Source organism: Mesorhizobium sp. PAMC28654 (genome assembly GCF_020616515.1).
Classification (GTDB): domain Bacteria; phylum Pseudomonadota; class Alphaproteobacteria; order Rhizobiales; family Rhizobiaceae; genus Mesorhizobium.
This window is the reverse complement of sequence record NZ_CP085135.1, coordinates 5210290-5224494: the sequence shown is the minus strand read 5'-3', so window position 1 is coordinate 5224494 and position 14205 is coordinate 5210290. Positions and strand designations below refer to the sequence as shown.

General features: G+C 63.3%; 7 protein-coding genes and 1 pseudogene. 5 read left to right on the top strand and 3 right to left on the bottom strand.

The window, feature by feature from the left end:
- The first annotated feature begins 247 nt into the window (after window positions 1–247).
- Entirely contained in the window at window positions 248–1471 is a 1224-nt protein-coding gene (locus LGH82_RS25660; RefSeq protein WP_227345404.1) for a lytic murein transglycosylase, read from the top strand.
- 118 nt (window positions 1472–1589) lie between these two features.
- Window positions 1590–2815 (top strand): annotated as a pseudogene (locus tag LGH82_RS25655) (DUF459 domain-containing protein).
- Window positions 2816–2853: 38 nt separating this feature from the next.
- On the opposite strand, the gene LGH82_RS25650 reads toward LGH82_RS25655, so the two are convergent.
- Window positions 2854–3738: a LysR substrate-binding domain-containing protein gene (locus tag LGH82_RS25650; RefSeq protein ID WP_227345403.1), complete on the bottom strand. Its 885-nt coding sequence runs from the start codon at window positions 3736–3738 to the stop codon at window positions 2854–2856.
- A 135-nt stretch (window positions 3739–3873) separates the two neighbouring features.
- On the opposite strand from LGH82_RS25650, the gene LGH82_RS25645 reads away from it, so the two are divergent.
- From LGH82_RS25645 to LGH82_RS25635, 3 genes are all read left to right on the top strand, one after another.
- Window positions 3874–4857 carry a zinc-dependent alcohol dehydrogenase family protein gene (locus LGH82_RS25645; RefSeq protein WP_227345402.1) on the top strand — a complete coding sequence of 328 codons (984 nt, stop codon included), beginning with the start codon at window positions 3874–3876 and terminating at the stop codon, window positions 4855–4857.
- Window positions 4854–5684, top strand: a complete 831-nt coding sequence (locus LGH82_RS25640) for a 2-keto-4-pentenoate hydratase (RefSeq protein ID WP_227345401.1) — start codon at window positions 4854–4856, stop codon at window positions 5682–5684. Before LGH82_RS25645 ends, LGH82_RS25640 begins: the two co-directional genes overlap by 4 nt.
- Window positions 5685–5768: 84 nt before the next feature.
- A complete protein-coding gene (locus tag LGH82_RS25635; protein ID WP_227345400.1) occupies window positions 5769–7412 on the top strand; it encodes an ABC transporter substrate-binding protein in 1644 nt (547 codons plus the stop codon).
- 157 nt (window positions 7413–7569) lie between these two features.
- On the opposite strand, the gene LGH82_RS25630 is transcribed toward LGH82_RS25635, so the two are convergent.
- Both LGH82_RS25630 and gltB read right to left on the bottom strand, forming a co-directional pair.
- Window positions 7570–9024, bottom strand: coding sequence for a glutamate synthase subunit beta (locus LGH82_RS25630; RefSeq protein WP_227345399.1), 1455 nt, complete (start codon window positions 9022–9024; stop codon window positions 7570–7572).
- Window positions 9025–9166: 142 nt separating this feature from the next.
- Window positions 9167–13885: a glutamate synthase large subunit gene (gltB, locus tag LGH82_RS25625; protein ID WP_227345398.1), complete on the bottom strand. Its 4719-nt coding sequence runs from the start codon at window positions 13883–13885 to the stop codon at window positions 9167–9169.
- Window positions 13886–14205: the final 320 nt, after the last annotated feature.

Sequence of the window (14205 nt, the reverse complement as noted above, 5' to 3'; positions counted from 1 at the left end):
ATCCCAGCATCTCTTTCCCGTTGAAGCCGCATTCCGGAACCGTCTGCAAGTCAACTATTGTATCCCGAAATGCACGCTGGGAAATTTTCATGCCGGCATCGCAACTGAAAGGGATGACGTCCCGCGTGGGTCGCCCGCTTCAACAATCATCAAACTGCCTTTTCGTTCCCGACGGCACCTATGGTAAACTAATTCATAACCTGGTTCGGCGATGAATGATCTTCCTGTGACAAAGAAGGAGGAAAAGATGCCCGTTCGAAATGCCGCGAAGCGTTTTACAAGCGTCATGACGGCCGCCAGCCTTTCGCTCGCCCTGCTCATGTCCAGCGGGCCCGCCTTCGCCGATGCCGGTTTCCGGCAGTGGGTCGCCGGCTTCCGCGCCACCGCGGTGGAGGGTGGCGTTTCTGGCGCCGTCTACGACAAGGCCTTCCGGGACATCAAGGACATCGACCCGGTGGTGCTGGAAAAAGCCCGCACGCAGCCCGAATTCACGGCTCCCGCCTGGGACTATTTCGACAACCGCGTCCATGACCAATCGGTCGCCGTTGGCCGGCAGATGGCCAAGAAATGGGGACCGTGGCTGGACAGGATCGAAGCGAGATTTGGCGTCGACCGCAACATCCTGCTGGCCATCTGGTCGATGGAATCGAACTACGGCGAGATCCTGAAGCGCGACGACATCATGCGCAATGTCGTGAGTTCCCTGGCGACCCTGGCCTACGCCGATCCGAAGCGGTCGAAATACGCCCGTACCCAGCTTGTCGCCGCGCTGAAGATCCTGCAGACCGGCGACATTGACGAAAGCCACCTCATGGGCTCCTGGGCCGGCGCCATGGGCCAGACCCAATTCATCCCGACCAGCTACCAGCACTACGCCGTCGACATGGACGGCAACGGCAAGCGCGACATCTGGAGTTCCATACCCGATGCGCTGGCGACCGCCGCCAATCTGCTCAAGAAGAACGGCTGGCAGGCAGGCAAGACCTGGGGCTACGAGGTCAAGCTTCCGGCCGGTAAACTCCCCAGCGGTTCCAAGACCTTGTCGCAATGGCAGGCGCTCGGCGTTGTCAGGGCCAACGGCAAGCCGTTCAAGAACGGCGCCGACAAGGCGACGCTGAAGGTCCTGGATGGCCGTGGTGGGCCGGCCTTCCTGATGGTCAAGAATTTCTCGGTCATCAAGGCCTACAACAATGCCGACAAATACGCGCTTGCCGTCGGTCTTCTTGCCGATGAAATCGGCGGTTCCAGCGGTCTCGTGCAGGACTGGAAGCGCCCCTTCACCAAGCTCACCTTCGAGGAACGGCAGGAGCTTCAGAAGCGGCTTTCGCAGCATGGTCTCTATGACGGCAAGTTCGACGGCAAGATCGGTGACGGATCGAAAAACGCGATCCTGGCCTTCCAGGCGAAGGCTGGCTTGACCCAGGACGGCTATCCGAGCATGGAAGTGCTCAAATGGCTCCGCCAGAAATAGAGCCGCAGACCTACAGCGATGGGCGGGACGCCCGGAGGACGCTGTAGCACTTTGATCCGTGCATGACCGGTCATCGGGATCGATTCCGGTTTCGGGTCATGGGCCAAGGGAGGAGCGATTGGTTTCGGCTGCGCGTATCAGGATGCTCTTTCGCCGCGCGCCGATTCTGATTCTGGCCGTCATCCTGCTCGCCGCCGGATCAGCGCCTTTCATGCTCCGGCCATGGCACAGGATCAGCAGACCCATGGCTGGTCGCTGCGCGACCTCCTGTTTCCACGCAGGAGTGAACGGGTCGAGCCGCCAGCCGAGTTGCAGCAGCCAAGGCCGAGGCCCAAGGTGAAGAAAGCCAGGCCTCCGCAGGAGCCGGCCGCACCGGAAACGCCGATCGTCGAGAAGGCGCCCGATGCCCGCGTCGTGCTGGTGGTCGGCGATTTCATGGCCTCGGGCCTCGCCGAGGGTCTCGATACGGCTTTTGCCGACAATGCCGGGGTCAGGATCGTCTCCCGCAGCAACGGCTCGTCCGGCTTCGTGCGTGACGACTTCTACGACTGGCCCAAACAGATCAAGTCGCTGATCGAGACCGAAAAGCCCGCTGCCGTTGTCGTCATGCTGGGATCCAACGACCGCCAGCAGATGCGCGTCGGCGACGTGCGCGAGCAACCCCGGTCCGAGAACTGGACCAAGGAGTACGAGCGCCGGACCGACGCGTTCGGGCAAGCCATCGCCGCGACCAAAGTGCCCTTCCTGTGGGTCGGCATGCCGGCGTTCCGGGTATCCAAGATGACCTCGGACATGCTGGCCTTCAACGACATCTATCACTCGTCCGCCGAAAGCCATGGCGGTGAGTTCGTCGATGTCTGGGAAGGGTTCGTCGACGAGAACGGCGCCTTCGTCGCCAGCGGACCCGACATCAACGGCCAGGCGGTACGGCTGCGCGCCGATGACGGTATCAACGTGTCGAAGGCCGGAAAGCGCAAGCTTGCCTTCTATACCGAAAAGCCGCTGATGAAGATCCTTGGGCTGACCACACCGGGAAGCGCCGTCACGGTCTCGGCACCGGCGGGAGCCCCTGTCGAGGCGCCGGCTCCCGCGCCGGTGCCAGTCATCGTCGACCGCACCGTGCCGATGCTGCTCAACGATCCGGCGCTCGATGGCGGCTCGGAACTGCTTGGCGCAGCACCTCCGGCGAAGGCTGATGTGAACCTGCCCGGCGAAAAGCTCATCATCAAGGGCAAGGCGTCCGACGCCTCCCCCGGCCGAGCCGATGACTTCTCCTGGCCACCAAAGGCATCGCCCGCGACAACAGCAGCCACCGCCAGCACGACGGCGCCGACGATCCCCTGAAGCACCCGCGTGTTTGATGGAATGCCTTCAGCAGTTGGTCAGGCAGGCAAGGCGCTCGCTCCATTGCCGCGAGACAGGGTTTCGGTCAGGAACGAGAGCAGAGGTTGCACGATGCGTGCCTCCATCGTCTCCTCGCCGATCACCACGATCTCCGTCATCGGCAGCACCGGCCACAGTTCGGACGGCGGGATGATGCAAAGCCCCTCCTGGACGAAGGATCGTCCCAGCACCGTGACGCCGAAACCTCCCGCCACGGCCGCCCGCGCGCCGTTCAGGCTGTTCACCGTACACGTCACGCCCCAGTCGCGCCGTATTGAATCCAGGGCCCGGATAGCGACGCCGCGATAGGTGCAAGGCGTCGGCAGAAGCACCAGCGGGACAGTTTCGGGCGATTGGTGGTCATAGCCCGCCGAAGCGATCCACACCAAAGGCTCACGCCAGATGACACGGCCGCGCTGGGCACGGCCGTCCTTCTTCGCGATCACCACATCGAGCCCTTCATCCTCGTAGGCGGCCAGCAGGTGGCAGCTCAGGCCGGTCATCAGTTCAAGCCGCACGGCCGGGCAAAGCGCGGCGAATTTTGCCAGGAGCGCTGGCAGATGGTGCGGAACGAAGTCCTCCGAAATGCCGATGCGAAGGCGCTTGACGTCGGCCGGCTCGACCAGCGTGCGCACCGCGATGTCATTGAATTCAAGCATGCGGCGCGCCGCCGACAGCAATCGTTCGCCTTCCCCGGTGAGAACCAGCGACCGGCTCGTCCGATTGAACAGCGGGCATCCCAGCAGTTCCTCCAGGCGGATGATCTTCTGGCTGACAGCGGATTGCGACCTGCCGACCACGTCGGCCGCGGCCGTAAAGCTGCCCGTCTCCGCCACCGTGGTGAATGCGCGCAGGAGATCGATTTCCAGGTCGGGGTATCGCATCGGGCTTCCTTTGATGCCGAGGCCCGACTCTTAGCTAGAAACGTTCCAGATCGATACCATAAGATTTATGCGTTTCCGTTGAACCAGCCGAAGCGGCAGAGTTCGCCCGTGGTCTACTCGGGTCGGGAATATCGAATGCGTGCAATGGTACTGAAGGCTGTCGGCGGGCCGGAGAATTTCGAACTGACCGAGATCGACATGCCTCACCCAGGTCCTGGAGACGTGCTGGTGCGTGTGCACGCCAGCGCACTCAACCCGGTTGATGCCCGCATTCGCAACGGATTGCCGATCGGCCCCGCTCTGCCGGCGGTCCTCGGCGCAGACCTGTCCGGAACGGTCGAAGCCGTTGGAGATGACGTTTCCGGCCTGTCCCCGGGCGATGAGGTCTATGGCTGCGCCGGAGGCGTGCGAGGGTTGGGCGGCAGCTTCGCCGACTATATCGCGGCCGACGCCCGCTTGCTGGCCCGAAAGCCCAGCCATCTTTCGATGCGCGAAGCCGCCGCCATGCCACTGGTATCGATCACCGCCTGGAACTGCATGGCGAGAGCGGATGTCCGCGCCACCGACCACGTCCTGGTGCATGCCGGCTGCGGAGGCGTCGGCCACATCGCCCTGCAATTGGCAAAGGCGCGGGGCGCACGCGTCACCGCCACCGTTTCCACACCTGAAAAAGCTGTCATCGCGCACGACCTTGGCGCCGACCACACTGTCCTCTACGGCCAGGAGAGCGTCGCGGATTATGTTGGTCGCTTGACCGAGGGCCGTGGGTTCGACGTCGTGATCGACACCGTGGGTGGGGAAAACCTCGATCGCTCCTTCCAGGCGGCGGCAATTGGCGGCCGCATTGCCGCAACCGCCGCGCGCAGCACGCACGATTTGTCGCCCTTGCACGCCAAGGCGCTGTCGCTGCATGTCGTCTTCATGCTCATTCCCCTGCTTGAAAACATTGGCCGGGAGGATCACGGACGCATCATGCGGGAAATCGCGGTCCTGGCGGATGCCGGCAAGGTGCGGCCATTGGTCGATCCCGCCCGATTTGGGCTGGAGCAACTCGCCGATGCCTTTCGCCATCTTGAAAGCGGACGAGCACTCGGCAAAGTCGTTGTGGATCTGATGTGAGGCTGACGATGGTCGAGGCACCGAGCGGACTGACGGAACTGGGCGGACTGACGGAACTGGATATCCGCAACGCGGCGGAGGCGATCCTGCGCGCCGAGCGCGAGGGCGAGGCCATGCCGCCGCTCAGCGGCCAGCATTCCGGGCTCAGCCTCGATGACGCCTATCGCATCCAGGACCTGCTGACGCGGATGCGGCAACAGCAAGGCATCGCTCTCGCCGGCTACAAGATCGGCCTGACGTGGCTGACGACGCAGATCGCCTGCGATCTCGACGCGCCGATCCATGGGCGGATCCTGCGCCATGCCGTCCACCAGAGCGGTGCTAGCCTGTCGGCGAAGCGTCTCGTAAAGCCGCATGTCGAGGTCGAGCTCGCCTTCATCATGGGCCGGGACATCGATCGTCCCATCGAAAATCTCGACGAGGTCCTTGCCGCGACGGATCGCATCGTGCCCGCGCTGGAACTCGTCGACCACCGGATGGCGCCACCGCGCATCGTGGCGGATACGGTCGCTGATAATTCGGCCTTTGCGGGGGTGATCCTGGCCGAACAGCGCTTCCGGCCTGATGACATCGACAGCCGCTGGGTCGGCGCCACTCTGTCGCGCAACGGTGTCGTGGAAGAGACGGGCTTGTCGGTCATCGGCATGGGTCATCCCGCCACGTGCGTGGCCTGGCTTGCCAATACTCTGCTCAAGCGGGGTGAACATCTGGCCGAGGGCGACATCGTCATGTCGGGCGCCTTCGCACGAGCCTTGCCCGTCGCAAGCGGAGACGTCTTCAAGGCCGATTTCAACCAGTACGGCACACTGGATGTTTCGTTCACGTGAGCGATCATCCTCCGGTCGTCGCCGGTTGCCACGCGATGCGACTTTAGAAACCCGACGGCTTGGTCGGTCATGGGAGAACAACAGATGAACACCCGCAATAGCCCCGAAAAGCCGGTTCCGGCGCCTGTCACACAGATGGCGGCCATGGTTCGGGAAAGCAGGATGGACCGGCGCGAATTCCTCGCCATCGCCAGCATCATGGGCGTGAGCGCGGCAGGCGCGTACGGCCTGATCGGCCTGGCGGCGCCAATGCCGGCACGGGCGGAGGAACCGAAGAAGGGCGGCGTCCTCAAGATCGCCATGCTGGTCAAGGAACTCAAGGACCCGCGCACCTTCGACTGGGGCGAGATGGGCAATCTGGGACGCCAGTTCCTGGAGCCGTTCGTCGAATACACCGCCGACTTCACCTTCCAGCCCAAGCTGCTTGAGAGCTGGGAGATCAACGACAACGCCACCGAATATGTCCTGCATCTGCGCAAGGGCGTGAAATGGAACAATGGCGACGACTTCACCGCCGAGGACGCGTTGTTCAATCTCAACCGCTGGTGCGAGAAGGCGCCGGGCAACTCGATGGCAGGCCGCATGGCCGCGCTCGTCGACGCCAAGACCGGTAAGGCGCGCGAAGGCGCCATCGTCAGGGTCGATGACCATACGATCAAGCTGCTGCTGTCCAAGTCCGACATCTCGCTCATCGCCAATTTCGCGGATTTCCCCGCACTGCTGGTGCATCGTAGTTTTGAGCAAACCGGCTCCAACCTCGTGAAGCACCCGATCGGCACCGGCCCCTTCGAACTCGTCTCCTTCGAGACCTCGACCCGCGCGGTGTACAAGCGGCGCGAAAGCCCCTGGTGGGGCGGCGAAGTACATCTCGACGGTGTGGAATTCATCGACTACGGGACCGACCCCAACGCGGTGGCAAGCGCCTTCGAGGCTGGCGAAGTCCACTGCAATTTCGAAACCACCGGCAACCAGATCGATGTCCTTGATTCCCTGGGCCTTCAGCGCAGCGAGGCGCAGACCGCGGCGACCGCCGTTGCCCGCTTCAACGTGACCAGGAAGCCCTATGACGATCAGCGGGTGCGCAGGGCCATGCAGCTGGCCGTCGACAATGCCGCCGTCCTGACCCTCGGCTACAGCAACCGCGGCACCCCGGCCGAAAACCACCATGTCTGCCCGATCCACCCCGAATATTTCCCGTTGCCGAAAGTGGAGCGGGACCTCGACAAGGCGAAGGCGTTGATGAAGGAGGCGGGCCAGCTGGATTTCGAGCACGATTTGATCAGTGACGACGACGACTGGCATAAGGACACGGCCGACGCGATCGCCGGACAGCTCCGGGAAGCCGGCTTCAAGGTCAAGCGCACCGTGCTGCCCAGCTCGACGTTCTGGACGGACTGGACGAAGTATCCGTTCTCGCTGACCGGCTGGACGATGCGGCCGCTGGGCGTGCAGGTCCTGGCGCTTGCCTACCGGAGCGGCGAGGCCTGGAACGAAACCAGCTTCTCCAACCCCGAATTCGATGCGAAGCTCAATGAGGCCCTGTCCATCGCCGACCTTGAAAAACGTCGCGCCGCCATGCAGGACGTGGAGAAGATCCTCCAGGATTCAGCGGTGATCATCCAGCCCTACTGGCGCAAGATTTTCGTTCACTTCGTCGCCGCGGTGAATAACCGCCATGCCCATCCGCTCGACCAGATACAGCTGGACAAGGTCTGGCTGGAGAGCTGAACTCCGCGCCACGGCGCCACCTTTCGAGAACCCGCGACGGTTTTCGAAAGGTCCTCAAGGAGGCCGCCCAAGCCCGAAGCGATTTCGGGATACAGGGATACGCACGATTTGGAACACATCGCCATCCAAAGCGACGTGTTCTGATCCGACGACGGTATCAGCGCGGCAGGACGCTCGACCCCATCAGCGCCTCGTCGATCGAGCGCGCCGCCTGGCGGCCCTCGCGGATCGCCCAGACGACCAGCGACTGGCCGCGACGCACGTCGCCCGCCGCATAGAGCTTGTCGACGCTGGTCCTGTAGTCGCGGTCATTGGCCTCGACGTTCTTCGAGCGGCGGCTGTCGGTGGTGATCTTCATCTGACCATCCAATTCAGTCACCAGTCCGGCCGTGGTCGGCCCGGCAAAGCCGATGGCGATGAAGGCGAGATCGGCGCGAATGACGAATTCCGAACCGGCGATCGGCTTGCGCTTTTCGTCGACCTCGCAGCATTTCACGCCGGTCAGCTGGCCTTCTTCCCCGATGAATTCAAGCGTCGCCACCTGGAATTCGCGCTCGGCGCCTTCGGCCTGCGAGGACGAGGTGCGCATCTTCGTTGCCCAGTAGGGCCAGACCGAAAGCTTGTCTTCCTTCTCCGGCGGCTGCGGACGGATGTCGAGCTGCGTCACGCGCACCGCACCCTGCCGGAAAGCAGTACCGACACAATCGGATGCGGTATCGCCGCCGCCGACGACGACGACATGCTGCCCGCCGGCGATGATCGGATGCGACGGCCACGCCACCGACTGGATCGGCTCGCCGCCGACGCGCTTGTTCTGCTGCACCAGATACGGCATCGCATCATAGACGCCGCCGAGATCGTCGCCCGGAATGTCGGCCGCGCGCGGCGTTTCCGAACCGCCGCAATAGAGCACGGCGTCGTACTCGGCGAGCAGTTCGGCAACAGGCTTGTCGACGCCGACATTGACGCCGCAATGGAAGGTCACGCCTTCGCCCTGCATCTGTTCGATGCGCCGGTCGATATAGTGCTTCTCGATCTTGAAGTCTGGAATGCCGTAGCGCATCAGGCCGCCCGGCCGGCTCTCGCGCTCATAGACGTGGACGTCGTGGCCGGCGCGGCCCAACTGCTGGGCAGCCGCCATGCCGGCCGGTCCGGAACCGATGATGGCAACGCGCTTTCCGGTCTTTTTTTCCGGCGGATAGGGCCGGATATGGCCGGTTTCGTAGGCCTTGTCGGCGATCGCCTGCTCGACCGTCTTGATGGCGACCGGAATGTCCTCGAGGTTCAGCGTGCAGGCTTCCTCGCAAGGCGCGGGGCAGATGCGGCCGGTGAACTCCGGGAAATTGTTGGTCGAGTGCAGGTTGCGGATCGCGTTGTCCCAGTCGCCATTGTAGACGAGGTCGTTCCAGTCGGGGATCTGGTTGTGGATCGGGCAGCCCGTCGGTCCGTGGCAGAACGGAATGCCGCAATCCATGCAGCGCGCCGCCTGTTTCTCGACCTCCTTGTCCGACATCGGCAGCGTGAACTCACGGAAATGCCGGATGCGGTCGGAGGCCGGCTGGTACTTGTGCACCTGCCGGTCGATTTCAAGAAAGCCTGTTACCTTGCCCATAGTCCAGTTCCTGCTGTCCAGATGGTACGGTTTTCGCCGCACCCGTTAACCTCTTGAGGCCGCCGTGGCAACCTTCCGCTTGAGGTCAAACTGTCGATGAAAGTGGGGCCGGGAAGCCTGGGCTCCCCGGCAATTGCAAAGTCTATTCCGCGGCCACGCCCATGCGCATGCGTTCCATCTCGATCAACGCGCGGCGGTATTCGACCGGCATGATCTTGCGGAATTTCGGCCGGAATGTCGTCCAGTCGTCGAGAATCTCGCGACCGCGCACCGAACCCGTGTAGTGCACATGGTTGGAGATCAGCTGGTAGAGCCGCTCCTCATCATGGCTGGTCATGTCGCCGGACACGTCGACGCGACCCTTGTGGTCGAGGTCACCGCCATGATGCAGCAGCCTTTCCATGAGATCGTCTTCTTCCGGAACCGGCTCCAGCTCGACCATCGCCATGTTGCAGCGCTCGGCGAAATCGCCGGCTTCGTCCAGCACATAGGCGACGCCGCCCGACATGCCGGCGGCGAAGTTGCGGCCGGTCTGGCCGATGACGACGACGATGCCCCCGGTCATGTATTCGCAGCCATGGTCGCCGACGCCTTCGACAACCGCCGCCACGCCTGAATTGCGCACCGCGAAACGCTCGCCTGCAACGCCGGCAAAATAGGCCTCGCCCTCGGTCGCGCCATAGAGCACCGTATTGCCCACGATGATGGAGTCGGCCGCGACGATCCTGGCCTCTTCCGGCGGCCGGATGATGATGCGCCCACCCGACAGGCCTTTGCCGACATAGTCGTTGGCGGCGCCGACAAGCTCGAACGAGATGCCGCGTGCCAGGAAGGCGCCGAACGACTGGCCAGCCGTGCCGGTGAGCTTCACCTGGATCGTGTCCTCGCGCAGGCCCTTGTGCTTGAAGCGCTTGGCGACTTCGCCCGACAGCATGGCGCCCGTCGAACGGTCGACATTGCGGATGTCGACCTCGATCTTGACCGGCTGCTTGTTCTCGAGTGCTGGCTTCGCCAATTCGATCAGCTTGCGGTCGAGCACGTCGTCGATCGGATGCTTCTGCCGCTCGGTCCAGTGCACCAATTCGTGCGGTGCATCGGGCTTGTAGAACATCTTGCTGAAATCAAGACCCTGCGCCTTCCAGTGATGGATCAGCTCGCGCTTTTCCAGGAGGTCGGTGTCGCCGATGATCTGGTCGATATGGGTAAAGCCCATTTCGGCGAGCAGGCCCCTCACCTCCTCGGCCACGTAGAAGAAGAAGTTGATGACATGCTCGGGCGTGCCCTTGAAGCGCTTGCGCAGCACCGGGTCCTGCGTCGCGACGCCGACCGGGCAGGTGTTGAGATGGCACTTGCGCATCATGATGCAGCCGGCCGCGATCAGCGGCGCGGTCGAGAAGCCGAACTCGTCGGCGCCGAGAAGCGCGCCGATGATGACGTCGCGGCCGGTGCGCAGGCCACCATCGACCTGCAGCGCCACGCGTGAGCGCAGGCCGTTCAGCACCAGGGTCTGGTGCGTCTCGGCCAAGCCCATTTCCCACGGGCTGCCGGCATGCTTGAGCGAGGTCAGCGGCGAAGCGCCAGTGCCGCCATCATATCCGGAAATGGTGATGTGGTCGGCCCGCGCCTTGGCGCCAGCCGCGACCGTGCCGACACCGACTTCGGACACCAGCTTGACCGACACGTCGGCCGCCGGATTGACGTTCTTCAGGTCGTAGATCAGCTGCGCCAGATCCTCGATCGAATAGATGTCATGATGCGGCGGCGGCGAGATCAGGCCGACGCCCGGCGTCGAGTGCCGGACCTTGGCGATGGTGGCGTCGACCTTGTGGCCGGGCAACTGGCCGCCCTCGCCGGGCTTGGCGCCCTGCGCCACCTTGATCTGCATGACATCGGAATTGACGAGGTATTCGGCGGTCACACCGAAACGACCCGAGGCGACCTGCTTGATCGCCGAACGTTCCGGGTTCTTGCCGCCACCGGGCAGCGGCAGGTAACGATCTGCCTCTTCGCCGCCCTCGCCGGTGTTCGACTTGCCGCCGATGGCGTTCATGGCGCGCGCCAGCGTGGTGTGCGCTTCCCTGGAGATCGAGCCGAAGGACATGGCGCCGGTCGAGAAGCGCTTGACGATCTCGGCGGCCGGCATGACGTCGTTGAGCGCGACCTTCTCGCGGCCGGTCTCTTCAGCCATCTTGATCTTGAACAGGCCTCGAATGGCCTGTGCGCGAGCTGTCTCGCTGTCGATCTGCGCGGAATAATCCTTGAACGTATCCCATGAGCCCTGGCGCACGGCATGCTGCAAGGTGGCGACCGCGTCGGGCGACCACATATGCGCCTCGCCGCGCATGCGGAACAGATATTCGCCACCGACCTCCAGGCTGCTGCGCAGCACCGGATCGTTGCCGAAACCGTCGGCGTGACGGCTGACGGTTTCGCCCGCGACCTCATCCAGCCCGACGCCTTCGATCAGCGTCGCGGTGCCGGTGAAATACTGCTGCACGAACTCGGACTTCAGCCCGATGGCGTCGAATATCTGCGCGCCACAATAGGACTGGTAGGTCGAGATGCCCATCTTGGACATCACCTTGAGGATGCCCTTGCCGATCGACTTGATGTAGCGGGAGACGACTTCGTAGGCGTCGACCTCTTCCGGCAGTTCGCCGCGCTTGTGCATGTCGGTGAGCGTGTCGAAGGCAAGATAGGGATTGATCGCTTCCGCGCCATAGCCGGCCAGGCAGCAGAAATGATGCACCTCGCGCGGCTCGCCGGATTCGACGACGAGGCCGACCGACGTGCGCAGGCCCTTGCGGATCAGGTGGTGATGCACGGCCGCCGTCGCCAGCAGTGCTGGAATGGCGATGCGGTCCGGTCCGAGCTGGCGATCGGACAGGATGATGATGTTGTAGCCGCCGGCGACCGCTGCTTCCGCCCGCTCGCACAGGCGGTCGATGGCCCCCTGCATGCCGGCCGCGCCCTCGCTCGCGGCGTAGGTGATGTCGATCGTCTTGGTGTCGAAGCGGTCTTCGGTGTGGCCGATGGAGCGTATCTTTTCGAGATCGCCATTGGTCAGGATCGGCTGGCGCACCTCAAGCCGCTTGCGGCGCGAATTGCCGACAAGGTCGAAGATGTTCGGCCGCGGTCCGATGAAGGACACCAGGCTCATCACCAGCTCCTCGCGGATCGAGTCGATCGGCGGGTTGGTGACCTGGGCGAAGTTCTGCTTGAAATAGGTGTAGAGCAGCTTCGACCTGTCCGACATCGCCGAGATCGGCGTGTCCGTTCCCATCGATCCCACGGCTTCCTGGCCGGTGGTCGCCATCGGCGACATCAGCAGCTTGGTGTCTTCCTGGGTGTAGCCGAAAGCCTGCTGGCGATCGAGCAGGCTGACGTCCCTGCGCAGCGCGCGCGGTTCGACCGGCTTCAGGTCCTCCAGGATAAGCTGCGTGTTGCTGAGCCAGGTCTTGTAGGGATGCTTGGTCGCGATCTCCGACTTGATCTCCTCGTCGGAAACGATGCGGCCCTTTGCAAGGTCGATCAAGAGCATGCGGCCGGGCTGCAGCCGCCACTTCTTGACAATCCTCTCCTCCGGCACCGGCAGCACGCCGGCTTCCGAGGCCATGATGACGCGGTCGTCGTCGGTGACGATATAGCGGGCCGGGCGCAGTCCGTTGCGGTCGAGCGTGGCGCCGATCTGGCGGCCATCGGTGAAGATGACAGCCGCCGGTCCGTCCCACGGCTCCATGAGTGCCGCATGGTATTCGTAGAAAGCCTTGCGGTCGGCATCCATGAGCTTGTTGCCGGCCCACGCTTCCGGGATCAGCATCATCATGGCGTGGCTGAGGCTGTAGCCGCCCTGGAACAGGAACTCGAGCGCGTTGTCGAAGCACGCGGTGTCGGACTGGCCTTCGTAGGAGATCGGCCAGAGCTTCGAGATGTTGTTGCCGAACAGTTCGGAATCGACGGACGCCTGGCGCGCCGCCATCCAGTTGTTGTTGCCGCGCACGGTGTTGATCTCGCCATTATGCGCGACCATGCGGTAGGGATGCGCCAGCTTCCACGACGGGAAGGTGTTGGTCGAGAAGCGCTGGTGGACGAGGATCAGCGCGGTATCGAAGCGCGGATCGGTCAGGTCCTTGTAATAGGCGCCGACCTGATAGGCCAGGAACATGCCCTTGTAGACGATGGTGCGCGCCGACAGCGACACGCAATAGGCGCCGATGTCCTTGTTGTCGTTCTCGGCATAGATGCGTCCCGATACGACCTTGCGCAGCAGATAGAGCCTGGCCTCGTACTCCTCGTCGTCGGGAATGTCGGCGGTACGGCCGATGAAGACCTGGCGATGGAACGGCTCGGACGCCACGATATCAGGCGCCTTCGACAGCGATGAATTGTCGACGGGTACGTCGCGGAAGCCGATGAGCGGCAGCCCTTCGGACTGCGCCGATTCGGCGATGATCTCCTCGATATGGGCGCGAAGGGCGGCGTCCTGCGGCATGAACCAGTGCCCAACGCCATACTGGCCCGCCGGCGGCAGTTCGATGCCCTGGGCCGCCAACTCCTGGCGGAAGAAAAGATCGGGAATCTGCACCAGCACGCCCGCACCATCGCCGACCAGCGGATCGGCGCCGACGGCACCGCGATGCGTCAGGTTCTCGAGCACGGCAAGCCCGTCCACGACGATCTGATGCGACTTCACGCCCTTCATGTTGACGATGAAGCCGACGCCGCAGCCGTCATGCTCATTGCGCGGATCGTAAAGGCCGTGGGCGGAGAAACCGGTATTGGTTCGAAACGTATTTTTGACGGTAGCCGCTTTCGTCTGCGCGGCCTGGCCGTTCGTCGCAGAGTGCGTCATGTCCGTCATCTCCTGTCCTCCATTCCCAGCCCTTCAGGCGCTGGTTTGCCTCGGCAAGCGCTTGGCTCACCCTGATCCTTGCGGCACGTCTTGCGAATTCCTTGCCGAACCAAACGGCTTTCCGCATGGCTCGCATTCATACAGGCCAGTCTCGGCCGTCCATCTGTCGCTCGCGGCAACAGCCGGAGAGGCCCAAATGATACGCCAATCCAGCCTGTTTTGTGCGACAAAATAAGACAGCACTACTGTCCTAAATTTTTATGACAGAAATCCCCGGAGCACACAAGACCGATTCACAAAAAACTTGGGGCTCCGGCGACAGAAAATTG